The organism is Sphingobium sp. Cam5-1, assembly GCF_015693305.1.
Taxonomy (GTDB): domain Bacteria; phylum Pseudomonadota; class Alphaproteobacteria; order Sphingomonadales; family Sphingomonadaceae; genus Sphingobium.
The window spans coordinates 490,323-514,990 of sequence record NZ_CP065139.1; the positions used below are offsets into that span (position 1 = coordinate 490,323).

The following is a 24,668-nucleotide window of genomic DNA, read 5'->3' on the forward strand; positions in this document are numbered from 1 at the left end:
TCAGGCGCAAGGGCGAGCGGAGTAATGTCCGCTCGCCCCGATATCATCGCGCCGCTGAAGCGTTGTTCCCGACCTCAGCCTCACCCTCAACCGGCGCAACATAAGCCCCGATCGTCTCGATATGCCACCGCCGGTCGGACTCGCTCGACCCCGGCACGTCATTGACCCGACGCAGCGTCACCTGCCGCAGCATGTACCAAGGCTTCCCATTGGCCGCGAGCCGCCCGTAAACCTGCACCGGCACCGTCACATAAAGCGACCCCGCCGCGCCCTCCATCTCACTGGGCGCCCCGACATGCGCATGAATTTCACTGAAATTACGGAATCGCCGGGCAAAGGCCTCGTCATCCTCCGCACCAACCGCGCCCTTTTCGCTCCACAAATCCTGCGCGTCGTCGAAGCGGCGTTCTTCCAACAGGCCATAATAGCCCTGCACAACCTGCGCAGCGCCTTGCGGTCCCTTGGGATCGATCGACCCTTCCTCGATCGGCGCCGCGTCCGGCGGCAATCCACCCGGAGTGCCCGGTTCAGGCGGCCTTAGCGGCTCCAGCGCCGCCTGCGCCTCCGCGCGGAAGCTGTTTTCCACCTGCGTCGCATTGGCGCCGTTGGCGAGATTGTCGATCGCGCTTTCCTCCCGCCCGTCACAACCGGCGAGCGAGAGGCATGTGATTAGCGTTACAGCGCCCCACCCAGCCCGCATCAGCGACGCAGCGTCCCGCGCCAGTGGTTTCCGTCGGAACTGCCATTACCGGAGCCAGAACCCGAACCTGAACCAGATCCCGACCCGGATCGGCCACCGCCCCAGCTGCCCCGCGGACTACCCGCACGCGGCTGGCTCTGAGCTGACGGAGGAGGAGCGGCAGCATCATTCCTGTCCCGCCCACGCCAGCGCCCATCTCTTACGGGGCGTCCATCGCGATAGAGCCTACCATCTTCCGGCCGCGCCAAACTGCCGCGCCAATGATCACCTCGTTCATTGCGACGGCCTTCCCAATAACGGCGCTGATCATCATTCCAGCGATGGCGCCGACCGCTGCGGTCAAAGACGTAATAGCCGCTGCCGGGATAATAATAATCCCCGTACCAGCCATAGCCAGGACCGTAATAGCCCGAACCATAATAGCCGGGGCCATAATAATCGTCGTAATAGCCACCGCCGTAATAGCCTGATCCCACGCTCACGCCGCCATAATAGCCGTCATCATAGGCGCAGCCGCCCAGTGCCACCGCACCGGCAAGGCTAATCGCAGCCAGAAACTTCTGTCCGGACCACGTCATTGCCTTTCTCCTTTTCTCCAATACAGACAGGATAACGTCTGCAGGTTGAATTGGTTGTGAATGAAAGCCAACTCTGTTCGTCGCGTGTCGGCATGCATATTCATGCGACCTTCATCTTATTGGATAGATTAGGATTTCTGACAACGGGCACGTATCGACGCGCCCCTCATTATCGGCTCGCGCCTCCCTTAAGAGGAGGTCAGGGGTTCGGGGCGGCATGGACTGCAGCCGTCCCGAATTCCCCCGATCACCCACTGTTGCGCAGCGCTGTAGCGATCGCATTGATCGACAGCTCGATCCCTTCCTTGATGCGCGGATCATCCTCCCCGCTGCGATGGCGTTTCATCAACTCCACCTGCAACAGGTTCAGCGGCTCGATATAGGGCAACCGCAACCGGATCGATTCATCCAGCTTCGGATTCTTCTCCAGCAACCGCGATTGCCCGGTCGCCGCCAGCAGCCCGTCATGCGTCAGCTGCCACCCCTCTCGAATACGCTTGAAAATCGCGCCGCCCGCCGCCTGATCCTCGACCAGCGGCAGATAATGCGCGGCAATCCCCAAATCCGACTTCGCCAGCACCATCTCCAGGTTGGCGAGCGCCGATTGCAGGAAAGACCAGCTCTGCGCCATGTCGGCCAGCAACGCCTTGTCCTTGAAAGCCTGAATCGCCTGCCCCATCCCATACCAACCGGGCAGCATGACGCGCGCCTGCGCCCAGCTGAACACCCAGGGGATGGCGCGCAAATCCTCAATCCGTGTGCTCTTCGTCCGGCTCGCGGGCCGCGACCCGATCTTCAGGCCTGAAATCTCCTGAATCGGTGTCAGCTGCCGGAAGAACTCCTTGAACCCCTGCGTCCCGTAAACAAGGTCCCGATAAGCCGCGAAAGCCGTCTTCGACAGCGCATCCATCGCCCCCGCAAATCGAGCCGCATCCCGATCGGAAATCCCCTCCGGCTCCAGACTGGCGAGCAAAGTCGCACTCGTCATAGCCTCCAAATTGGTCATCGCGACGTCGCGCGTGCCGAACTTCGCCGCGATCACCTCGCCCTGTTCGGTGATCCGGATGCGCCCCTGCACCGTGCCGCGCGGCTGCGCCTGTATCGCCGCGAAGGATGATCCCCCACCACGCCCCACCGCGCCGCCACGTCCGTGGAACAGCTGCATCGCCGTCCCCGCCTTTTCAAACACCGGGGCCAGCGCCTTGCTCGCCTGATACAGCCCCCAGGTGGAGGTGATATAACCGCCATCCTTGTTGCTGTCGGAATAGCCGATCATCACTTCCTGATGGCCTCGCTCCCGCACCACGCCCCTAATCTCCGGCAGACCGAAATAGGCAGCCATGATGTCCGGCGCGGCCTCAAGGTCGGCGATCGTCTCGAACAACGGCACCGCCATGATCGCCGCCGTCGCCGGGCCGCCATCCCTCCCCGCGCGCCACAACCCCGCTTCCTTCAGCAGCAGATTGACCTCTAGCAAGTCCGAAACGCTCTCCGCCTTGGAAATGATGTAGTGGCTGATGCAGGCAGGCCCGTAAGTCCTGTGCGCATCCGCCGCCGCCTGCACGATCGCCAGTTCGGAAGTCGTCTCCTCCGAATATTCCGAAAAGCGTGACCCCAAGGGCCGGTTGCTCGCCAATTCACGCCGCAGCAGCGCCACCCGCGCCTCCTCATCCAACGCGGCATAATCCTCCGCCACGCCAGCGACCTTCAGCAACTCGGCAACGACGCGTTGATGCACATCGCTATTCTGCCGCATGTCCAGCGTCGCAAGGTGAAAACCAAACGTCTCCACCGCCCGGATCAACCGCCCCAGCGCTCCCCCGGTCGCCAGCGCGCCATCGCCCTCACTCGCCAGCCCCTGTGCCACCGTCACCAGATCGCGCCGCAAATCCCCCGGCAGCGCATAAGGCTCGCCCGTCAATCGCGAAGGACGCGGTGGCTCCTTCCCCACCAACGCCCGGTAGGTCGCCGCCAGCCGCGCATAAATACCCGACAGCGCCCGGCGATAAGGCTCATCCCCTCGGCTAGGCGAGCTGTCCCCGCTCGCTTCCGCCAGATCCAGCACCGCCTGCGGCACCTGCGCGAGTTCCGTCGAGAGCGACAACTCAGCCCCCAGCGCATGCACCGCATCCAGATAATAAGCGACCGCCGCCTCACACCCGCGCCCCAGCGCCGACCGCAACTGCGGCGCCTGCACGAACGGATTGCCGTCCCGGTCCCCGCCGATCCAGTTTCCTACCCGCAGGAAGCTGGGCGGCCGCTCCCCCAACACCCGCTCCCACCGCGCATAAAGCGCAGGCAGCACGGGCAGGAACACGTCGCGGAAATAGGTCAGGACATTGTCGATCTCATCCTGCACGAACAGCTTCTGCCGCCGCAGCGGTCGCGTCTGCCACAGCAACGCGATCTGCCGCGCGATCGCCTCGTCCAGATTTTCGCCATCGTCGGTCTCTTCATGCCCCGCATCCTTCATCGCCATCAGGTCGGCGATGCGGTTCTTATGATCGATCATGCTCTTGCGCCGCACCTCGGTCGGGTGCGCCGTCAGCACCGGCACGATCAGCGCATGGTCGAGCAGCGCCATCACCGCATCGCGGCCAATCCCATGGGATTCCAGCCGCTCGATGGCCGACTTCACATCAGCATCCGGATCAGCCGCCACCCCCTGCCGATCCTCGGCCAGATTGGCGAGCATCGAAAACAGCATGAACCCGCGCACGAAGGACAATGTGTCGTCCAGGCTCAGCGCCTCCAGCCCGGTATCCACCACATCCGCGCCATGAATGCCCCGCGCCCGGTCAACAGAGGCCGAACGGATATATTCCGTCTGCCGATAGAGCCTCTCGCCGCCATAAGCCCGGATCACATCGCCCAGCAGACGGCCGAGGTAACGAATGTCCGGATTTTGCGTGACCGGAGGAACAGGTGAGGAAAGAGTCGCCATGAGATCGATGCTGCGCCGCAACAAGCTATGGGTCAAGGGAATCTGCGCTGTCGGGCCTCCTCCCCTCCTCCCGCGCACTTACCTCTCACCCGTTCGGGCTGAGCTTGTCGAGGCCCTCCACTTCTCAAGAAGTAAAGCCCTTCGACAAGCTCAGGGCGAACGGAGGAGTGAGACATGCCCACACTACCCTTGCGCGAACCCCACCGCCTGGGCCAAAGGAAGTCCGTGACCGCCACCATCAGCATAGGAACCGACGGCAACGGCAACCCCGTTCCGATCGACGTAGAGGAATTGCTCGCCACCCGCCTGCTCGTTCAGGGCAATTCGGGTTCCGGCAAGTCGCATCTCCTCCGCCGCCTGCTGGAAGAAAGCGCGCCCCTCGTCCAACAGGTCGTCATCGACCCCGAAGGCGATTTCGTCACCCTCGCCGATGAATATGGCCATGTCGTCATCGATGCCGGAGACTATAACGAACGCGAAATCATAAAGATGGCCGCGCGCATCCGCGAACATCGCGCCTCGGTGGTGCTTAGCCTCGAAAGCCTCGAACTCGAAGCGCAGATGAAATGCGCCGCGACCTTTCTCTCCACCCTTTTCGACGCCCCGCGCGACCATTGGTATCCCGCCCTCGTCGTCGTCGACGAAGCGCAGATGTTCGCCCCCGTCGCCGCCGGAGACGTCTCCGACGAAGCCCGCCGCCTCAGCCTCGCCGCCATGACCAACCTCATGTGCCGTGGGCGCAAGCGCGGCCTTGCTGGCGTCATCGCCACCCAGCGCCTCGCCAAGCTCGCCAAGAATGTCGCGGCCGAAGCATCCAACTTCCTCATGGGCCGAACTTTCCTCGACATCGACATGGCCCGCGCCGCCGACCTTCTCGGCATGGAGCGCCGCCAGGCCGAACAGATACGTGATCTCGAACGCGGCCGTTTCCTCGCCCTCGGCCCCGCCATCTGCCGCCGCCCCGTCGCGGTGAAGATCGGCACCGTGAAAACCAGCACGCGCGGCGGCACCCACAAGCTGATGCCGCCCCCCGCTGCCGCGACCGAAAATATGCAGGAACTGCTCTTCGCCAGCGCAGGTGAGGAGGACGTACCGCCCCCTCCCCCGCCGCGCGCCGAACCGCCGCCGCTCCCCGCCGAAGAACTGATGCGCGCCCTCGCCGCCGCGCCGCTGGCCAAGCCCGCCGCACCCGAACTCGACTTCGGCCAGAATGAGCCCGTCGTCATCGCCGTCCTCGAAGAAATCGTAGCCGACCTCGGAGACGCGCAACCCAGCGCCGCGACCCTCTATCAGGATTTCGGCGTCCGCTGCCGCATGAAGGGCCTGCGCACGCCCCCACTAGACCTCGCCGCCTTCCGCAAGCGTTTCGCTATGGCGCAGGCGGGCATGTTCGACGCCGCCGACCCGCGCTGGGATGACGCGATGAAAGCCGCCCAGCCTCTGCCGGAGGATATGCTCGCCCCCTTCCTCCTCATCGCCCGCGCCGCGATGCAGGGCCTGCCCTGCCCGGACGACAGCGCCCTCGCCCGCGCCTATGGCACCAGCTCGCCAGGCCGCGTCCGCCGCCTAATCGATTATATGGAAAAGATCGGCGTCATCGTCGCCCGCACCGACTTCGGCGGCCGCCGCTCGATCGGAGTCCCGCAACTCGGCCTCTCAACAGCCGCAGCCGAAGGATGACCATTTCCGTCCTCTTCGTCTGCCTCGGCAACATCTGCCGCTCGCCATTGGCCGAAGCCGCCCTCCGCGCCGAAGCCGAACGCGCGGACCTATCCATGGAAATAGACTCAGCAGGCACCGGCGACTGGCATGTCGGCTCCCCGCCCGACAAGCGTGCGCAGGCCGTGGCCCTGCGCAACGGCATCGACATATCCACTTATCGCGGCCGCCAAGTCACCGCGCAGGACTTCCACCGTTTCGACCACATCTTCGCCCTCGACGGGGAAAACCTCAAAAACCTCCGCCGCATCCGCCCGTCAGATGGCACCGCCGACCTCCGCCTCCTCATGGACCTGATCCCCGGCCGCGAAGGCACCAGCGTCACCGACCCCTATTTCGGCGAGGACGAAGGCTTCGATGAGACATGGGACGATGTAACTCGCGCAGCCCGTGCATTGATCAAACTGCTGCGAGACTGATTTATTTCACCCGGAGCCGCGAAGGCAAACCGGCCCGCGCAGCGCATTCCTCAAAACCTCGCATCCAACGTGCAGTCAGTAAGACGCACCCGCTCACCTCACACGCACCCTCTCCGCGTCTCCTCATGAAATAATATTCGCGCAGAGGTGCAGAGACCGCAGAGCAACGCCAGCGCAAAACCCCTCTGCGACCTCTGCGCCTCTGCGCGAAAATCAAAGCCCACAACAGCCGTTCAAGCAGCCGCCTTCACCCGCGCCCGATAAGAATGCAGCAGCGGCTCGGTATAGCCGTTAGGCTGCGCCACGCCCTCAAACACCAGCGCCCGCGCCGCCTGAAACGCCAGACTGCTCTCCTCCCGCCCGCTCATCGGCTGGTACAACGGATCGCCCGCATTCTGCGCGTCGACCTTGGCCGCCATCCGCCGCAGCGCCGCCTCGACCTCGTCTGCCGAACACACCCCATGCAGCAGCCAGTTCGCGATATGCTGCGAAGAAATCCGCAACGTCGCCCGGTCCTCCATCAGCCCCACATCATGAATATCCGGCACCTTGGAACAGCCGACGCCCTGGTCCACCCAGCGCACGACATAGCCCAATATCCCCTGCGCATTATTGTCCAGCTCATCGCGGACATCCTGCGCCGACCAGTTCACCCCCGCCGCCAGCGGTATCGTCAACAGCGTGTCCAACCCCGCCACAGGCTCCGCTTTCCGCTCCTCCTGCCGAGCAAAAACATCGACCTCATGATAGTGCGTAGCGTGCAAGGTTGCGGCAGTCGGCGAAGGCACCCAAGCTGTATTCGCCCCCGTCACCGGATGCCCAACCTTCTGCTCCAGCATGTCCGCCATCCTGTCAGGAGCCGCCCACATCCCCTTGCCGATCTGCGCCTTGCCCGACAATCCGCAGGCCAGCCCGATCTGCACATTGCGATCCTCATAAGCCTTGATCCACGCCGCGCCCTTCATCTCGCCCTTGCGGATCATCGGCCCCGCGCGCATCGACGTGTGGATCTCGTCGCCCGTGCGGTCTAGGAAGCCCGTGTTGATGAACACGATCCGGTCCCGCACCGCATGGATGCACGCGGCGAGGTTGGCGGAAGTCCGCCGCTCCTCGTCCATCACCCCAACCTTCAGCTGATGCCGCTCCAGCCCCAACAAATCCTCGATCGCGTCGAACAGCTCGTTGGTGAAGGCGACCTCTTCAGGCCCATGCATCTTGGGCTTCACAATATAGATGCTGCCCGCCCGGCTGTTGACGAAGCGGCCGTTGCGCCGAAGATCATACAAGGCGATCAGGCTCGTAACGATCCCATCCAATATCCCTTCAGGCGCCTCCGCCCCATCGGCCAGCCGCACCGCAGGCGTCGTCATCAAATGCCCGACATTGCGCACGAACAGCAAAGACCGCCCCGGCAGCGTGAACGCACTTCCATCCGGCGCGACATAAGAACGGTCGCCATTCAACCGCCGCGTCATCATCGCGCCATTCTTCTCGAAGCTGTCCTCCAGGTCGCCCTTCATCAGGCCGAGCCAGTTGGCGTAGGCGGCAACCTTGTCCGCCGCATCTACCGCAGCAACGGAATCCTCCAGATCGCAAATGGTCGACAGCGCCGATTCCAAAACAACATCGGCCAGATGCGCCGGGTCATCCCGCCCGATCGGATGGCTTGCGTCGATCACCAGCTCAATATGCAGCCCATTGTTGCGAAGCAGGATGTTATCCCCTGCCCGCCCGGCCAGTTGCGCGGGATTGCGCAAGACCGGCGTGCCACCCGCCCAATCGGCCCAGCTTCCTTCCGCCAGAGGAACCGCCCGATCCAAGAACGCCTTGGCCCAGGCAATCACCTGTGCGCCGCGCGCCGGATCATAGCCCTTGCCCGCCGCCGCGCCGGGGATCGCATCGGTCCCGTACAGCGCATCATAAAGGCTGCCCCAACGCGCATTGGCCGCGTTCAACAGGAACCGCGCATTGAGGATAGGCACCACCAACTGCGGCCCCGCCAAGGTCGCCAGTTCCGCGTCCACCCGGCCCGACCCGATGGAAAAGGGCGCAGGCTCCGGCACCAGATAGCCGATCTCAGTTAGGAATGCCCGATAAGCCTCCGCATCAAAGGGCCGCCCCGCCTGCTCGCAATGCCAGCTATCGATCTGCGCCTGAATCGCATCGCGCTTTTCCAGCAGGGCCGCGTTGCGCGGCGCGAACCGCGCGAAAATTCCCGCAGCGCCCTGCCAGAATGCCTCCGCCTCAAGCCCCGTCCCCGGCAGGACATCCTCATCGATAAAGCGCGCCAGCTCGGCGGCGACCTTCAGGCCCGATTTCTCGATCATCCCGCCCATGGGCAACTCTCCATCCAAAATACCGTGGCAAAAGCCTATAGACCCCCGCCCATCCTCGCACTAGACAATAAGAACTCAAAGCATCTGTTCCTCATAGGAAAAGATCATCGATGGATCCCGATTATCTTCTCTTCGCCCGCGCGGTAGAGGCAGGCAGCCTTTCGGCGGCAGGCCGCATATTGAACATCTCGCCCGCCATGATGTCGAAACGCATCTCCCGGCTGGAAGCGCGGCTTGGCGTCCGCCTCATCCATCGCACCACGCGGCGCCTTGCCCTGACGGAGGAAGGCGCCAGCCTGCACCGCGATCTTGTCGCCATCCTCGACGCCATCCAGCAGGCCGAAGATCGCGTCACCAACCGCCATCGCACGGCGTCGGGGCCGTTGCGCATCTCTGCCCCCACCTCCTTCGGCCGCCTACACGTCGCGCGCCATGTCGCCCGCTTCCTTCAACAGCATCCACGTGTCGACCTCCAACTCAACTTGACCGACGCCTATGAAGACCTCCTCGCCCAGCGGATCGACGTCGCCATCCGCATCACCAGCGACATTCCCGCGCATCTGGAGGGGCATCGCCTCGCCGCCAACCGCCGCATCCTGTGCGCCAGCCCCGCCTATCTCGCGGCGCATGGCCTGCCGGAAAAGATCGCCGACCTGGCCCATCATCACCTGCTCGCCGCCGAAGGGCAGCTGCCATGGCGGCTCGTCAACGGCCGCGCGCGCAAACTGGTCGATGGCCAAAGCCGTGTCCGCACCAACAGCAGCGAAATCGTGCGCGAACTCGCCCTGACGGGCGTCGGCATCGCGTTACGCTCGCTCTGGGACGTGGGCGACCTGATCGGGCAGGGCAGCCTCGTCCGCGTCCTCGATAGCTGGGAAGGACCCGAGGACCTCGCCGTCCACGCCGTCCACCCCCGCGCCGCAGGCCGTCCCGCCGCCGTAGACGCCTTCATCGGCTTCCTGCGCGACATCTTCCGCGATGCATCGTGGAACCGGGGCGACTGATAGCAAGAAGCACCTTGGCGCCACCCGCCCAACTGCCTGAAAAGCGTAGAAATCCCCTCCTGAAATCATTTGCAAGCCGACTGTCAAAAAACAGAAGCTTTCCCCTGTTAACCTGCGTAATAGCAGCGGGAAACAGGCCGATGTTATCGTTCGAGCCATAAGAAATTGAGAGAGGATAAGGGCCATGCGCCCCAATGACGCGTCACATTTTTCCGCCTGCGCCGCCCAGGAAGCGCGGCAAGCCAGGGAAGCGCGCCTGCGCGGCGCCGACCAGGCCACCATCGCCCTCCACAACGAACGCGCCGTCCGCTACCAAGCCATGGCGCTGCGCCTTCAGCGCGAGCGCAGCGCGACCCTGAACTGATCCATCGGCCATCCCCTCTCCCCTTCAGGGGTCGGCCAGAGGCACGTGACTCTGGCCGAGGTGCCGACCCCGGCGAAGGCGGGGGGAAGGCGGGAGAGGGGACTGTAAAGCAACCCACGTTACTCCCCTCTCCCCAACCCTCTCCCCTAAAGGGGAGAGGGAGTAACCCCACTTGCCCCACCTCACCACCTCCGCTATCGCCCCCGTCACTCGGGGCAACCCCGGGTATGATCGCGCCGGTGCCTCGAAAGAGGCTTAAAAGGGAACATGGTAAAGGAGGCACCCGCCTCCCCAAGCCAGGGCTGTCCCTGCAACTGTAAGCGGCGAGCGCGATGCACATCGCCCCACCTCACAGGCAGGTTGGGGCAAGTCACTGGGCCGGACGCTAAATCCTGCGAGGCCTGGGAAGGCCGTGCATCAAGCGATGACCCGCGAGCCAGGAGACCTGCCAGCGTCTGGTCGCTCTTGCCTTGGTCCAGGGGATGGCCGCGGCACGGTAGTTTCCGTCTGAGCGACGAACGAGCGGCAAGAGGCCGCTTCGGTGACGCTGGCGGCCGCCTTTGGGGGCGTCCGGTCGCTCGCGCGCGCCGGTCGTCGTCGGGCGACAGGTCTCTTGCCGGATGTCGCCAGACGCCCGGAGTGCATAAAGTGAAACTACTCAATCAACTCCACCGCGCCGCCTGCGCGCTGACCGCCACGCTCCTTCCCTTGCCCGCCTTCGCCGCCGATGCGAACGACGCGGGCGACGACGCCGACACCATCATCGTCTTCGGCCGGGGCGAGGACAAGATCGGCACCGCCCATGCGGCCAGCGAAGGCAGCATCAGCGGCGCGGACCTGCTCGTCCGCCCGCTGCTGCGCGTTGCCGAATTGCTCGAAGCCGTACCGGGCATGGTTGCGGCCCAACATTCGGGCAGCGGCAAGGCCAATCAATATTTCCTCCGCGGCTTCAATCTCGACCATGGATCGGACTTCACCACCTATATCGACGGGGTTCAGATGAATTTCCGCAGCCATGGCCACGGCCAGGGCTATCTCGACTTGAACGGCCTCATCCCCGAAATCATCGCGCGCGAGGATTTTCGCAAAGGCCCCTATCGCGCCGATGGTGGCGACTTCGCGCTCGCGGGTGCGGCCTATATGACCACGATCGACGGCTATGACCGTCCATGGGTCGCGGCGGAGGGCGGCTCCTTCGGCTGGCGCAGGCTGGCATCAGGCGGCACCGTAAAGGCGGGCGCAGGCAATCTCACCCTCGTCGCCCAAGCCAAGGCTTATGACGGCCCGTGGCAGGAGGCTGAACATCTGCGCCATTATGCGGGCTTCGCCAAATATACGCTTCCCGCTGGGGCCGGTAAGATCGACGCCACGCTGCACGCCTATCGCGCGACATGGCGTCCGACCGAACAGATCCCCGAACGCATCATCGGCACGCCGCTTTGCCCCGATGTCTTCTGCTCGCCCGATCCATCGGCGCGCGGTGAGACGACGCGCATCATCGGCAATCTTGCCACCGTTCAGCCGACATGGCGCGCCAATCTCTACGCGCAATATTACGACTGGACGATGTTCTCCAACCCCACCTACACCGATCCCGACGGCACCAGCGCACAGATCGAGCAGTTCGACCGCCGCTGGATCCTTGGCCTGACCGGCGAAAAACGATGGGACCTTGGCTCGGCGCTGCAACTGAAGCTCGGCACGGAAAACCGCTATGACGCGATCGGCAATGTCGGCGTCAACCGCACCGCCGTCCGCACCTTCCTCTCCTCGCTCGGCCGCTACCGCGTGAACGAAGCCTCCGCCGCTCTCTATGGCGAAGCGACGCTGACCCCGCTGCCGGGCCTGCGTCTGACGGGCGGCCTGCGCGGCGACTATTATCATTATTCGGTCACAGCAAAGGACGCCGACGCCGACGCGTTGGGCGAAGGCAGCGGTTCCGACACGCTCCTCTCGCCCAAGGCCGCGATCGCCTGGCGGCTCAATCCCAGCATCGAACTTTACGCCAATTGGGGCCGGGGCTTCCATTCCAACGATGCGCGCGGCGCGGTCAATGTGGACACGCCCGTACCGTTGCTGGTGCGCGGAACCGGCAAGGAACTGGGCGCGCGCGTCCAGCTGCCCGGCTTCACCTTCACCGCTACCTATTGGTGGCTGAATGTGGGCAGCGAGTTGCGCTTCGTCGGTGACTCCAACGCGGTCGAACCCACCGGTGCCAGCCGCCGCCACGGCTATGAGCTTGTCGCTTTCTGGCGCCCGCTCCCCTGGCTCGCCTTCGACGGCAACTACACCGCCAGCCACAGCCGCTACACCAATGGCGACCATATCCCCAACGCCTTCAAAAACGCCGCCTCCGCCGGGGCCGCCATCGTGTTCGATCCATGGGAAGCCAGCATCCGCGTCCGTCACCTTGGCCCCTCGCCGCTGATCGAAGACAATAGCGTGCGCGATTCCGGTAGCACGGTCGTCAACGCGCGCGCCGCATGGAAAGGAAAACGGGTGCAAATCTATGCCGAACTGCTCAACATCCTTGGCAGCCGGGACAAGGACATCGCTTATTATTACGAGTCCTACCTTCCCGCCGCCGATGTGGAGCCTGTCGAGGGAAGGCTGAGCCGCGTCGTCGAACCGCGAACGGTGAGGGGCGGCGTCAAGTTCAGCTTCTGATGCTGGGGAAGGCCGCTTCTAGAAAGAGCCCGCGGCCTTCCCGATCAATGGCTTACATAATGAACGGCGATGTTTATAAAGTAAAAGTGGACAGGGCAACAGTCAAACCGCAATAGAATACATGATAAATACCCGTGGAAATTTTGAGACGTAGTTGACGTCTTTTCGCCTCTATGCAATTTTCCCCTTCGGCAATCTGGACAAAGAATCAGTAGCCTGGAGAGGATGCCAATGAAGCACGCACCATTAAGGGGCGCCGTTTTTCACGCGATATTGCGTGACTGCCTGGAAGCACAGCGCCCCCCCAAGGAAACAGAAATACAACTGATCGCCTGCAAGATATGGCAGGACAGTTTCGCGGCGATCACGCACAAGAACTGGCACGATCTCGTACCGGACGGCGAGGAGTATGAATACACCATCAACGCCGCGCGCATGGCCTTCGGCCTGCACACGACCAACACTGCGGCCTAAATGGATAGCCCAACCCGCTTACTCCGACGATTGTCGGATCAAAGCTGAAACTGGGTTATCCATTCGCAGATGAGGGCGGGCTTGCTCTCACCTTCGACCTCTACCGTCGCCTCGGTGGTCAGCTGAATCTGCCCCGGCCGCTTTTCGACGATCTCCAGCGGCTTGAACCTTCCGCGCACACGTTTGCCGGATCGAACGGGCGCCAGGAAACGCAGCTTGTTGCTCCCATAATTAATCTCCGTAGCGCCGTCGGGAACGATGTCGCCTCGCGCATCCGCACATAGGTGCGGCAGGAGTGAAAGCGTCAGGAAACCATGAGCGATCGTCCCGCCGAAGGGTGACTGCCTCGCGCGCTCCGGATCGACATGAATATATTGATGATCCTTGGTCGCTTCGGCGAACTGGTCGATCATCTCCTGACTGACCAGGAGCCAGTCCGACACATCTTCCTCGTCCGCCCGCGTCTGAAGATAATCGAGAAACTGGCTCATTCCATTCATCTCCCACGCTGCTCCAAGAGCGAAACTATGCACAAGCATGCGCGAATGCGATAGGAAAATGCTCCAATGGTGACGAGGGTCAGTTGGACCTTGTCAGCGGCGTCGAGTTACTTACCCTTGCCCAAAAGAATAAGCTGGAGAGGCCATGACTGGAGAAGACAAGAAGCTTCGGCTGCACGAAAGCCGTGCAGCCGAAGAGTCGAGGGATGGATATCGATCGCAGAACCATCCACGATCAAACATCGCGGAATATGATCTAGCGCCGTCACCGACCCACATCATCCTTGCAGCGTGGGAAGGGATCATCTGATGAGCCCCACTCATCCGTCCAACGACCCTTTCGGAATGGAACATGAACTGCTGCTGGCAGCACTCCGGCGGCGGCTACGAGCGGCGGGCCTGACTCAGGCCGACGTCTCGAAAAAGCTTGGCGTGGGCACCGCTACCGTCAAACGATGGCTGCATGGCCGCGGGCTGGGTTTGCGCACCTTGTCGCAGCTATGTGCGCTCGCCGACACCACGCTCACCGAAATCGCCGAAGAGGCCGCCGTGCGCGATCGGTCATCCGACAAGCTGACGCTGGCGCAGGAAAAGGCGCTGACCACAAGCCCCGAACTATCCACCATTTTCTTCATCATCGTCACGGGTTGGCCGGTGTCCGAAGCCGAGGAAGGCTTTGGCATACCACCTGAACATATCGCGCAACATGTCGAACGGCTGGAAAGGCTGGCGCTGATCGATCGCCTGCCGGGAGGACGTCTGCGCGCGCGGCTGGACCCGGCCCATGTGTGGCAACGCGAACCCATGCGCAGGCATTTCGAACAGCATATGAAGCATCTGTTCTTCAGTCTGGACTATGGGGACCCAGATACGATCTTCGGCGTGGAAACGGTCAAGCTGTCGCCCGTGGGCGTCGCGCGCGTCGCCGAAAGGATCGAGCGTTTCAGGGCCGAACTACGGGAAATCGCGCAGGCGGATCGTCGCACCTCGGCCCTGCCCGGGGAATGGTACGCTGTTCTTGCAGTGGCATGTCCGGTAGCGCCGCTAAAACCTCGCTGATTGTGGACGACCCTTGACGAAGGGATCATTTCAAGACACGCTGCATGCAAACAAGATAGCTCGGCCGAAGAGCTGATCGGTGGCCGAAGCTGTCAGGAGAGGATGCAGAAAGGACTCGCGGCCATGTGCCGCAGATCAGGCTGCATCATGAACAATATAATGGCGGAACACCGCCAAACGTCCGTTTCCGGATGCGCGCACGCGTGTTCGGCCCCGGATGGTGGACCGCGCTTCTAAACAGAGCACGGCCCGTATCGAGGGATGGCATCGCCCGACGAAAGGAAGGGATTGCCATGCGTTCATCTATTGCCGTTGCGTTAGCGGGCATCATCGCTCGAAACGACAGCGGCTCTGGCGCAGACTGCCGACCCGGCCCCACAGGCTGCGGTCCAACGGCAGTTGGCCGAGATGCTAATGACAGCGCAACGGCGCGAGGAACGCCAGCAGGGGGCGCCCGTCGCAGTGAGCGCCATCGGCGCGGAACAACGCGACCGACTGCGCATCAGCAACGTGCAATCCATGGCAAGGTATCCACCGGCAATGTCACGAGAGGGATATTGAGCAGCATTCCCTACAAAGCAGAAACGTTGACCGCAGCTGCGAACGCGGGCGCACCTATGGTGTTGAGCTTGGGGTAAGTTTCTAAAAGACAGAATGAAGAGGAGAGAGATGATGGAAAACGAGATTTCAGCGCGCGTAAGCAGCGCGGATTTTGAATATTATAATGGCTCGGGGCCGGGCTTCACCACCGAAAGCTCCGTCTTGATCAGTTCTTCGCCCTATCTCAACCACCCGCAACTGCGCGCGCTGATCGCTCAGGAAATGCTGCGGCGGAATGGCGCTGAACTGCCTAACACCGCCTATATTCCCGATGTCGTTAAGATATTGATGGAGCTAGAAAACTGGCCCCGTATCTTCCAGCTGTTCGAGGAAGAAAAGGCGCGCCTTCCTGAATTCAAGACATGGCTGGACGGCAAAAAAGTCTCGCTGTTCAAGAATGAGGAACTGGCAGGCGCGGAGCCCGGCACGCTACGCGCCGTGATCTACGATTTCGTGGTCAACAGCGGCTATAATATGGACCATTTCTTCCAGGGGATGGAGATAGAGACCGATTTCGACTTCTATATGAAGGAGCGGACCCATACCCATGATATCGAACATATGATCACGGGTTTTGAAACAAATCATGCCGGTGAAATAGCGCTGCTGGCAGCGAACATGCGGGCGATTTATAAATATTTCACGCCCGAACTCGCATCCTTCTTCAACCGCGTCGGTTCCTATCTGCGCGCCAAGACAATGATGAAGAGCGGGCTTTTCTATCCGGAATCGGTGAAGATAGAACTGGACGCCGAAGACATTGGCGCAGCACAAGGGCGTAACTGGAAGCACCCCCTCTTCCTCATACCCTATCGCGATTATCTCGATTGGCAGGTCACTGATATTCGCGAGGAATTCGGCATCACCAATCCGCCAAAGCCCGGTGAATGGGCATGGACTACCGCAATCAGCGAAGACCCCAGGCCAAGCCATCAGGGCATGCCCTCCATGGCGGCGGAGTGAAATCAGGACTGGCGCTGCTCCTCTAATGAGGGGCAGCCGCCACCTACATTGCCGCGAAGTCGATCACCGTTACAGCATCGCTGCCGTCCCAGTCGCGGGCCGCCGCGATCCCTGCTTCGCACATGCCGCGCATATCGGGACCGCAGATAAATTCGAACATTTGCCCCGGCTCGCCGGGGACGCGCAAATAGGCGACGCGCGTGGCAGGGTTATGCGCCGTGAAAAGCACTTCCATGCCCCCCGCCACCGCCGTTTCAACGGCCGCGTCCAGATCATCGACTATGCGGGCGATGTGATGAAAGCCTAGCAAGCGCGACCCATCATCAGCTCGATAGGGTGACGGGGCGTCGTTGGTGGCCTCGATCAACTCAATTTGCACGCCATCCTGATAGGATAATCCGACATGCATGGTGACCCGCGTCGGCTCGCCACGATATTGGCCATCCAGCGCGACATTGCGGAATAGGGTCCATGGACCCACGCCCGAATGACTGATCCAGCGATTTATGCTGGCATCGAGATCGTCCACCAATATCCCGATCTGGTCGATCGCGCCGAATTTAGCCAAATCCATATTCCTATTTGCAAGGACAGGGTGCGAACGGCATGCACCGCCCGCACCCCTTCTTTTATTCAGCGGCTTCCAACGAAGCCAGCGCGTCGTTTGCGGCGGCGGTGGGCACCAAATATTCGCCCGGACGCGCACCGGTATAGCTGTTGCCGTCGAAGGTCTTGACTCCGTTCACCAGCGTCAGCCGCATCGGCGCCGCCGGACGGGTGAAGCGCCAGGTCGTCCCCCCGTCGCCATCGGGCACGTCGAACCGCTTCTCCATATTGCGATATTCGACCTCGCTCAGGTTGAAGACGGCAATGTCGGCGCGCCGCCCGACCTTGATCTCGCCCGTATCGTGCAGGCCGAAGAAATTGGCGAGCTTGCCCGTCTTCACATGGATCGCCTGCTCAAGCGTCAGCAGCCCTTCCCGCACATATTTGGTGAAAAGCAGGATATTCTCGCCACCACCGCACAGCATCTGAAGATGCGCGCCCGCGTCAGAGATATTCCCCACCGTCTGCGGGTCCAGCATCAGCTGGATGGTCAGCTCCTCATCCTTCGGGAAGGGCGCCATGTGCACAGTCGATTTGGTGCCATTCTCAAGAATCCACTGCGCCATCGCGTCCGAACGATGCAACCCGCGCGCATCGGCGAACTCCTTCAGCGTTCCGCCGACTGGCCCCGCGCCATTCTCGCTATCCAACAGATACAGGTCCTGCGGATTATTCATCGGCGAATGCGGCCAGGCCTTGGTGTCCCAGCTTTCCCGCGCCCGCGCCCGCCAATCGGGATCGGCAAGCAGGCGCGCCTTTTCCTCATGCGTTTCGGCCAGCACGACTTCATGCCAGACATAATCATTGGACTGGGCGAAGATCAGCGACTTGACGAGGCTCAGCGTGCTGGTCGGCGACACATGCGCATAGCCGGGCCAGACATCGATCCCTTCTTCTTTCAGCTTCGCAAGGGTGTCCTGCAATCGGGGCAGAATATCCTTCTGGAATTCCAGCGTTGGAACAGCACCCGCCACCTGCATCCGGATCGCCCGGCCTTTCGTCAGCCGCCCAAGCCGCTCCAGGCTTTCCGGTCCGGTCTTGCGCATGAAGGTGTCGATGATGACCTGATAGGTGGTGCCGGGATAACGCTCCATCACGGCGAATAGCGCTTCGAACTCCGCATCATCCGCGAGCAATGTGGGGATGGCGCGGTCGTCGCCATCATGGTCGTGCAGATTGTCCGACAGCCCAAGCGCGCCAGCGGCCAGCGCATCCTCCAGCAGTTCGGCCATGCGCGCAATCTCTTCAGCCGTTGCCTCGCGGTCCCACGCTTCGACACCCATCGCCGCAAGACGCAGGGCAATATGACCAACGAACGCAGAGTAATTGGCAGGCAGGCTGATGTTGCGCTCCATCGATGCCTTATATTCCGACCACTTCTCCCAGTCCCATGGGACGTTCTGAAGGAAGGGCTTCAACGGAATATCTTCGAAGAAGGAGAAAATCTTGATCATCTCCAACTGCGCGGCCTTCTCCTTCGAAAGCGGCGCTGCACTGAAGCCGCAATTGCCGAGGATCACCGTGGTCGCTCCGTTGCCGGGCAGCGGATCAAGATCCGGTTGCCACCACATCGTCGCGTCATAATGGGTGTGGCTTTCGATGAAGCCCGGCGTCACATAGCTGCCGCTGGCATCCACCACTTCCTCAGCGGCGGTGGCGGTCAGACCCGCGCCGATCTCGGTGATTCGGCCGCCTGCCACGCGCACGTCAGCAGCATAGCCGGGCGCGCCTGTGCCATCGACCACCGTGCCGCCACGGATCAACATGTCCGTCATCTCTCTCTCCTCTTGAGGCTTGTTTTCCCTTGAGCCGAAGCCATTGCATCTGTGTCGCCTCTTAGGGGCGATCGTGCTGGATGCAGGCTATCGCGACCCGGCCGACCACTGCAAGTTCACTGCCGGACAAGTGGGCGACAGGATCATCGGGTGATCCCGACCGGGATTGATCGGTGATCCCATCGATCGGGATCAGGATGCATCGGTCAACTGGAAGCCATCAAGGCCCGGCGGCGCAAAGCGCCCTGATCAGGACGCGAAATTTTCCCATCAAGCCGCCGATTGAAGCCCTGCCTCGACTCCCTGATCCTCAATGCCCGCAGCTCTCGGGAGCCGTTCAGGCTCCATCATCAGTGCGACAAAATGCCACCACGCAGGGGTAGCGGGACGTAGCGCCAACAACTGCCCCTGACGGCGCACCGCGATCCAACGGCCATCTTCGCGTTCAAATTTCCAGTGGGAATCGCAATTGAGCGGGACCTGTTCAAATTCAGGCGCACCATTTTGCCGAGGACCGATCGCCCGGAGTTGACTGGGAACTTCGCGGCAAACGCCTCCGGGAAACTCGACGAGAACGGACATGATCTACTCCATGCCAGCGGGTGGTCAAACCGCCGCCTCGTCCAAACGCACGACAAGTGATTGAGTTCTCGAAATAAGGAAAGAAGATGACGCATCATGTTCGGGATAGGGCCATCGGAAGCAGCAGAGCCGCACTCGCACAGGCATCAACAGTCACGCCGAACCCCGCATGTCCGGGGTTCGGCGTGACATTCAATCGTCAGTCGACATTCTCGATCACCAGCGCGATGCCCTGACCGCCGCCGATGCACATGGTGATAAGGGCATAGCGGCCGCCGATCCGCTTCAGTTCATAAACGGCCTTGATCGTCAGGATCGCGCCGGTCGCACCGACAGGATGGCCAAGGGCGATGCCCGACCCGTTCGGGTTCAGCTTTTCCCCATCGAACTGCAACGCGTTGGCTACCGAAAGAGCCTGCGCCGCAAAGGCTTCGTTGGCTTCGATCACGTCCATCTGATCCAGTGTCAGCCCGGCCCGCTTCAGGGCAACCGGCACCGCCTTGATCGGGCCTTCACCCATATATTCCGGCTCCACGCCCGCATGGCCCCAGGCAAGTATCTTCGCGATCGGCTTCAACCCGCGCCGTTCCACTTCGCTTGCCGTCGCCAGGACGACGGCGGCCGCGCCATCATTGATGCCGGACGCGTTGCCTGCGGTAACCGTGCCATCCTTTTTGAACGCAGGACGCATGGCGGCCAGCGTCTCTGCGCTGGTGTCGGCGCGGGGATGTTCGTCCGTGTCGAAAATGGTCACGCCCTTGCGCGTCTTGACCTCGACCGGCACGATCTGTTCCTTGAACCGGCCTTCCGCGATAGCCCGCGCCGCGCGCTGATGCCCTTCAACCGCCAGCGCATCCTGCTGTTCGCGCGTGATGCCATGCCGTTCGGCGCAGTTTTCCGCCGTCACGCCCATATGGTATCCGCCGATCGCATCCTGAAGCCCGCAGACCAGCGCGTCCTCTACCGGATTGTCGCCCATCTTCCGGCCCCAGCGCGTGCCATGATCATGATAAGGCACATTGGACATTGATTCAGCGCCACCCGCGACGGTGATCGACGCTTCGCCCAGCTTCATCATCTGCGCGGCCGATACGATCGCCTGTACGCCCGATCCGCAAAGCCTGTTCAATGTCAGCGCCGGAACCTCAAACGGGACGTCTGCCTGCAAGGCGATGACGCGCGACAGCATGCCATCGCGGGCACTAGTCGGCATCACCTGACCCATCACGACATGCTCAACGTCGGAAGCCGACACACCGGCACGGGACAGCGCTTCCTTCACGACGATGCTGCCGAGCTGCGAAGGCATGAAGGACTTCAGCGAGCCGCCGAAATCGCCAATCGCCGTCCTGACGCCGCTGACAATGTAGATATCTTCCATCTCTGATCCTCTGAGCAATGGGATGCGCCGTTCCGCACTTGCAGGCGCTCATGCGCCCCCACACGCAACTGTCAAGGACAATGCGCACCCTGCCACATGGGTGGCGGCGGCCCGTGAGCATATAGGAACGGCTGTGCTTTCAGACCAGATCAGCCGCGACATATGGCCAAATCCCGGTCGGCCCGTTACGAACAAACCCATGACCAGCACCGTCCAGCGCGCCATCAGCGAACATGTCGTCCAACGCACCAGCAAGGGACAGCGCACCGCCGACCGCTTGCTCGACACGGCGGAACTGCTGTTCGCGCAGAAGGGCTATGAAGCGACCGCGTTACGCGACATCGCAGCAGCGGCAAATATCCAGCAGCCCGGCCTGTACAAGCATTTCGAAAGCAAGGACGCCCTGTACCGGCAGGTTCTGCAACGGGCGCTCCAACCCTTGGCTGACGAGATGGAGGCAACAATCAGCCGCTCGCCGCGAGAAGCCTCCTTTCGCACGCTGTCCGACAAGCTGATCGATGTGTTGGCACAGCATCCCAATGTGTCCATGCTGCTTATCCGGTCGATCCTGTCGCCCCCATCGGATCGGGATGAAATCGGCATGGCCTGGGTAGAACGGCTGATGGATTATGGACGGCGGATCACACGCGCGGCTGAGGTAGAGCCTCCGGCTGAGGATCTGATCCTCCAGATCGTTGCCATCTTCAACATGATGTTCGGCTATTTCTGGGCCGCCCCTCTTTCTCGAGGATTGGCAGGCATTGACCCCCTCTCTCCAGCGATGATCGAGCGGCAAAAGGCGCTGCTCAGCCGATTTATCGCGACGATCGAACAGGACCAGCCTGACGGGAAAGCCACGGCAGGCGCCTCACCGGAATAGCGGTCAACATGCATCTGCCTTGTTTCCGATCCGTAACGCCTTAAACTGCCCTCTCACATTTCCCGAGGCGGGGACGCCGACCGCCCAGCATGGTCCCGGAGTAATAGTACAAACGATGTCCGCCACCCGTCTTTCCAGCGTCGGTCGCCGCGCTTCCATCATCGCAGCGGCCAGGGCGGTTTTCGCGCGCCACGGGTTGGAAGGCGCGCGGACGCAGCAGATCGCCCGCGCCGCAGGTGTGTCGGAAGCCCTGCTGTTCCGGCATTTTCCTACCAAGACGCATATCTATCGGGCCGTATTGCGCGAGGTGATCTCAGACCAGAATAGGGTCTTCCGGTCATTCGGTGACGCCGAAGCCAGCACAGAGGGCTTGCTCGAAATTTTGCTGCGCACCTTCAGATATGCAACCGCCGGGATGTACGCCCTCAATGCAGAAGGCTTGCGCATGGTCTTGGGCAGCCTTGCCGGCGACGGAGGCTACGCTCGCCTCGTCTATCGCCGGGCCTTGCGCCTGACACTGCCCAATCTGGAAAAGGCGTTGCAGGCGGCAAGGGCCGACGGGGGAATCTCCGGAGAGGCGCTTTCGACGACGAATGTCGGCGCTTTCATAGAACATGTCAGCACGATGATGCTGGTGGCGCGCTGCCATGAAAAGACTGCGATACCCTATGAGGAAGATCGCGTGTTGCGCGACGCGATCCTCTTCTGCGCACGCGGGCTTGGCGTAGCGGAACCACGCATCCAGCAATTTCTGGAGCAGATGAAATCGTGCGAGCCCGAAACCGCAGCATTCATCCGATCGGGAACGCCTGTCACACCGTAGGATGTGAATTGGGAACCTTCTTCACCAGCTTCTGCGGATTCGAGACAGGCTCAAAGCACCGCCATGAACCCATGCAGGAACATCGACGCCGCACGTTCCGCATAATGCCGCCGTTCAATCTTTGAGATGGAATGCCCGCCCGCCAGCAGACGGTTGCCCCGCATCGCAAGCACCAACAGTTGGCGTGCGTGCCAGTCCGCACTCTCCTTGACGCTCAGGCTTTCCAGCCAGGGGATCAGACCCGTCACCCACGGCCTTCGCAGGATAAGGTAGACGTCCCGCGCCAATGCAGCGTCCCGACGCGACTGACTAATGACGACGCGGTGCAACCGGATGGAAAGACTGGAAGCCAGGTTATCCAGGGCCGCTTCAACATAGCGGCTTAATCCCGCCGGATCGGCTTCCCCTAATGGCAACACTGGCGGCCTTGCCTCACGCGCGCAGTCTTCGGCCATTATGCGCATGGCAGCTGCAAACAGCCCGGCCTTGCTGGCGAAGTGCCGGTAGAGCGTACCCCGCCCCACCCGTGCCTCTTCCCCGATAAGGTTCAGGTTGGCGCCTTCATACCCCTCATCCAGAAAATGGCGCCCTGCTACATCCAGCAAGGTCCGAATATGAGGAAGCGGCTCCTCACGCAGTGGCGGCTCGGCGTCGAATAACGGCTCCGGGGAAGGCAAGCCATTCGGCTCTCCCGGCCGGATACCCTGAGCGAAAAGCGCGACCGATTGTTGCGCTATCCGCTCGCGATGTTCTGGCGAAGCGGGAGGAAAGCCCATGAGGACAACCGGGCCTTCCACCGCCAGCGATCCAAAATCCAGCGCCAGTTCCAGCGGCACCGGGCGGTCAACGCCCTTCTCCCTTGCATACTCCTCCAGTGCCAGCCGCACAGGCTCCAGCCGCATGCCCTGCCCGCTTTGTAGTGATGCTGCCAGGTCCGGCATCTTGTGTGCCACGCCCGCCGCAACCCAAAGCGCGCCGAACATGCCCTGATCCAGCGCCGAATCAAGAATCGCCCGCGCGAGTCCCGCCAGTTCCGATCCGCCAGTAGCCGCGCTTTCATGCACCGCCGCCGCGCGAGCATCGAACTCCGCGCCCTGCGCATCCAGCGCCGCCCGGAACAGCGCTTCCTTGTCGGCGAAATGGCGGTAGATTGTTTCCTTGCTGACGCCTGCGGTGCGGGCGATCGAATCGATGCTCACTGCGTCAAAACCGCGCTCGACAAACTGCGCGCACGCCGACGACAGCAAATGCCGGACGCGCGGCGACGCCAGTTGGCTCCCGGCCTCCGCTACCACTTTCATTCAGCATCCCCGCACATTGGAACCTGCTATAACAGGCTCAGGCACCGATGCACCCATGCTTCTTGACGAAAACCGAACGGTTCGATACCGTTCGGTCATATAGAAAGATGGAGAGCGATAAAATGGCATTGCCATGGACGGAACGGCCGCTGGAACCGTTCGGCGTAGAAATCGGCGTTGGGCTGCAATGGCCGCTGCCCGACGGCTTCGAACAGCGCCTGACCGAGCTATTCGATCGCCACAAGCTCATCCTGTTCCGCGATCAGAAGCTCAGCGAGGCCGATCAGGTCCGGCTGCTCGAAAATTTCGGCCGGGTCCTGGGGTCGCACGGTGAATATCGCGAAATCTCCAGCGATGGCGCCCTCGGATCGGGGCCGCTCACATGGCACAGCGATCTGGCCTTCACCGAAGAACCCTTCAAGATCATCTCGCTGCATGCCGTCGCCGTGAATGACGGGCAAAGCTGGACCGACTTCGCCAATGGCGCGGCCGCCGCCGCCGTTCTGCCACCGCAATTGAAGGCCGCCGTCGCAGGCCGGGAAGCCGTCACGATGATCGCGCCGATCCAGACGCACCGAACGGTCGGCTATGACAGTTCGACCGACATGCCGCATCAGATACGCCCGGTCATCATCCTCCACCCCCGGACTGGCGAGCCCATCCTCTATATCAGCGACATGCAGACCGCCCGCATCACCGGCATGGATCAGGCGGAAAGCGACGCCACGCTGAACGCCCTGTTTGCCGAACTCTATCGCGATGATCGCGTGTACCGCCACCACTGGAACAATGGCGACCTCGTCATCTGGGACAATATCGCGCTCCAGCATGCCCGCTGCGACCTCACCGGCATGACGCCCCGCCGCCTCCAGCGCATCGTCGTCGCGGACAAGAGCTTCTTCGACCTGCTGCCGCAATTCAAGGTGGGGGATGAACGGATCAGCGCCTGGGGTTCAGGCAACAAGCAATTGGTACTTGATTGAAGGAACTACA

General features: G+C 62.1%; 21 protein-coding genes and 1 riboswitch. Of the genes, 10 read left to right on the forward strand and 11 right to left on the reverse strand.

Annotated features, from left to right (window positions below; genetic code table 11):
• Positions 1 to 43: 43 nt before the first annotated feature.
• The 3 genes from IZV00_RS16250 to ppc form a co-directional block, all read right to left on the reverse strand.
• On the reverse strand, positions 44 to 700 hold the full coding sequence (locus IZV00_RS16250) for a hypothetical protein (RefSeq protein WP_196227430.1): 657 nt from the start codon (positions 698 to 700) through the stop codon (positions 44 to 46).
• Entirely contained in the window at positions 700 to 1,278 is a 579-nt protein-coding gene (locus IZV00_RS16255; protein WP_196227431.1) for a hypothetical protein, read from the reverse strand. The genes IZV00_RS16250 and IZV00_RS16255 overlap by 1 nt, the downstream gene beginning before the upstream one ends.
• A gap of 247 nt (positions 1,279 to 1,525) precedes the next feature.
• A complete protein-coding gene (ppc, locus tag IZV00_RS16260) occupies positions 1,526 to 4,222 on the reverse strand; it encodes a phosphoenolpyruvate carboxylase (protein ID WP_196227432.1) in 2,697 nt (898 codons plus the stop codon).
• 225 nt (positions 4,223 to 4,447) lie between these two features.
• Between ppc and IZV00_RS16265 the strand changes: the two genes are divergently transcribed.
• Complete coding sequence (locus IZV00_RS16265) at positions 4,448 to 5,902, forward strand: ATP-binding protein (protein ID WP_196227433.1); 1,455 nt, start codon at positions 4,448 to 4,450, stop codon at positions 5,900 to 5,902.
• The gene (locus tag IZV00_RS16270) at positions 5,899 to 6,360 is read left to right on the forward strand and encodes a low molecular weight protein-tyrosine-phosphatase (protein ID WP_196227434.1); all 462 of its coding nucleotides are present in this window, start codon (positions 5,899 to 5,901) and stop codon (positions 6,358 to 6,360) included. The genes IZV00_RS16265 and IZV00_RS16270 overlap by 4 nt, the downstream gene beginning before the upstream one ends.
• 233 nt (positions 6,361 to 6,593) lie before the next feature.
• On the opposite strand, the gene IZV00_RS16275 is transcribed toward IZV00_RS16270, so the two are convergent.
• Positions 6,594 to 8,696, reverse strand: coding sequence for a malate synthase G (locus tag IZV00_RS16275; protein WP_196227435.1), 2,103 nt, complete (start codon positions 8,694 to 8,696; stop codon positions 6,594 to 6,596).
• 110 nt (positions 8,697 to 8,806) lie between these two features.
• On the opposite strand from IZV00_RS16275, the gene IZV00_RS16280 reads away from it, so the two are divergent.
• Positions 8,807 to 9,700 (forward strand): LysR family transcriptional regulator, encoded by an 894-nt coding sequence (locus IZV00_RS16280; RefSeq protein WP_196227436.1) that lies wholly within the window; start codon positions 8,807 to 8,809, stop codon positions 9,698 to 9,700.
• Between the two features lie 202 nt (positions 9,701 to 9,902).
• Here the strand turns inward: IZV00_RS16280 and IZV00_RS16285 are convergent, their stop codons facing one another.
• Positions 9,903 to 10,076 carry a hypothetical protein gene (locus tag IZV00_RS16285; protein ID WP_196227437.1) on the reverse strand — a complete coding sequence of 58 codons (174 nt, stop codon included), beginning with the start codon at positions 10,074 to 10,076 and terminating at the stop codon, positions 9,903 to 9,905.
• 208 nt (positions 10,077 to 10,284) lie between these two features.
• Positions 10,285 to 10,531, forward strand: a riboswitch (cobalamin riboswitch).
• A 241-nt stretch (positions 10,532 to 10,772) separates the two neighbouring features.
• On the opposite strand from IZV00_RS16285, the gene IZV00_RS16290 reads away from it, so the two are divergent.
• Both IZV00_RS16290 and IZV00_RS16295 read left to right on the forward strand, forming a co-directional pair.
• Entirely contained in the window at positions 10,773 to 12,731 is a 1,959-nt protein-coding gene (locus tag IZV00_RS16290; protein WP_230463477.1) for a TonB-dependent receptor, read from the forward strand.
• 231 nt (positions 12,732 to 12,962) lie between these two features.
• The gene (locus IZV00_RS16295) at positions 12,963 to 13,205 is read left to right on the forward strand and encodes a hypothetical protein (protein ID WP_196227438.1); all 243 of its coding nucleotides are present in this window, start codon (positions 12,963 to 12,965) and stop codon (positions 13,203 to 13,205) included.
• A 38-nt stretch (positions 13,206 to 13,243) separates the two neighbouring features.
• On the opposite strand, the gene IZV00_RS16300 is transcribed toward IZV00_RS16295, so the two are convergent.
• On the reverse strand, positions 13,244 to 13,696 hold the full coding sequence (locus IZV00_RS16300; RefSeq protein WP_230463475.1) for a MaoC family dehydratase: 453 nt from the start codon (positions 13,694 to 13,696) through the stop codon (positions 13,244 to 13,246).
• A gap of 318 nt (positions 13,697 to 14,014) precedes the next feature.
• Here IZV00_RS16300 and IZV00_RS16305 point away from each other — a divergent pair, with 318 nt between their 5' ends.
• Both IZV00_RS16305 and IZV00_RS16310 read left to right on the forward strand, forming a co-directional pair.
• A complete protein-coding gene (locus IZV00_RS16305; protein WP_196227440.1) occupies positions 14,015 to 14,764 on the forward strand; it encodes a helix-turn-helix domain-containing protein in 750 nt (249 codons plus the stop codon).
• A 669-nt stretch (positions 14,765 to 15,433) separates the two neighbouring features.
• Positions 15,434 to 16,327 (forward strand): hypothetical protein, encoded by an 894-nt coding sequence (locus IZV00_RS16310; RefSeq protein WP_230463476.1) that lies wholly within the window; start codon positions 15,434 to 15,436, stop codon positions 16,325 to 16,327.
• 43 nt (positions 16,328 to 16,370) lie between these two features.
• Here the strand turns inward: IZV00_RS16310 and IZV00_RS16315 are convergent, their stop codons facing one another.
• From IZV00_RS16315 to bktB, 4 genes are all read right to left on the reverse strand, one after another.
• Positions 16,371 to 16,901, reverse strand: coding sequence for a VOC family protein (locus IZV00_RS16315; protein WP_196227441.1), 531 nt, complete (start codon positions 16,899 to 16,901; stop codon positions 16,371 to 16,373).
• A 55-nt stretch (positions 16,902 to 16,956) separates the two neighbouring features.
• Positions 16,957 to 18,708 carry an N-acyl-D-amino-acid deacylase family protein gene (locus tag IZV00_RS16320; RefSeq protein WP_196227442.1) on the reverse strand — a complete coding sequence of 584 codons (1,752 nt, stop codon included), beginning with the start codon at positions 18,706 to 18,708 and terminating at the stop codon, positions 16,957 to 16,959.
• A gap of 270 nt (positions 18,709 to 18,978) precedes the next feature.
• Positions 18,979 to 19,290, reverse strand: coding sequence for a hypothetical protein (locus tag IZV00_RS16325; protein ID WP_196226686.1), 312 nt, complete (start codon positions 19,288 to 19,290; stop codon positions 18,979 to 18,981).
• Positions 19,291 to 19,489: 199 nt separating this feature from the next.
• Positions 19,490 to 20,671, reverse strand: a complete 1,182-nt coding sequence (gene bktB / locus IZV00_RS16330) for a beta-ketothiolase BktB (protein ID WP_196226687.1) — start codon at positions 20,669 to 20,671, stop codon at positions 19,490 to 19,492.
• Between the two features lie 199 nt (positions 20,672 to 20,870).
• Here bktB and IZV00_RS16335 point away from each other — a divergent pair, with 199 nt between their 5' ends.
• Together IZV00_RS16335 and IZV00_RS16340 are read left to right on the forward strand one after the other, a co-directional pair.
• Entirely contained in the window at positions 20,871 to 21,551 is a 681-nt protein-coding gene (locus IZV00_RS16335) for a TetR/AcrR family transcriptional regulator (RefSeq protein WP_196226688.1), read from the forward strand.
• Between the two features lie 115 nt (positions 21,552 to 21,666).
• The gene (locus IZV00_RS16340) at positions 21,667 to 22,374 is read left to right on the forward strand and encodes a TetR/AcrR family transcriptional regulator (RefSeq protein WP_196226689.1); all 708 of its coding nucleotides are present in this window, start codon (positions 21,667 to 21,669) and stop codon (positions 22,372 to 22,374) included.
• Between the two features lie 50 nt (positions 22,375 to 22,424).
• Here IZV00_RS16340 and IZV00_RS16345 read toward each other — a convergent pair whose 3' ends face one another.
• Positions 22,425 to 23,675 carry a TetR/AcrR family transcriptional regulator gene (locus IZV00_RS16345; RefSeq protein ID WP_196226690.1) on the reverse strand — a complete coding sequence of 417 codons (1,251 nt, stop codon included), beginning with the start codon at positions 23,673 to 23,675 and terminating at the stop codon, positions 22,425 to 22,427.
• Between the two features lie 122 nt (positions 23,676 to 23,797).
• Here IZV00_RS16345 and IZV00_RS16350 point away from each other — a divergent pair, with 122 nt between their 5' ends.
• On the forward strand, positions 23,798 to 24,658 hold the full coding sequence (locus IZV00_RS16350) for a TauD/TfdA dioxygenase family protein (protein WP_196226691.1): 861 nt from the start codon (positions 23,798 to 23,800) through the stop codon (positions 24,656 to 24,658).
• Positions 24,659 to 24,668 lie beyond the last annotated feature (10 nt).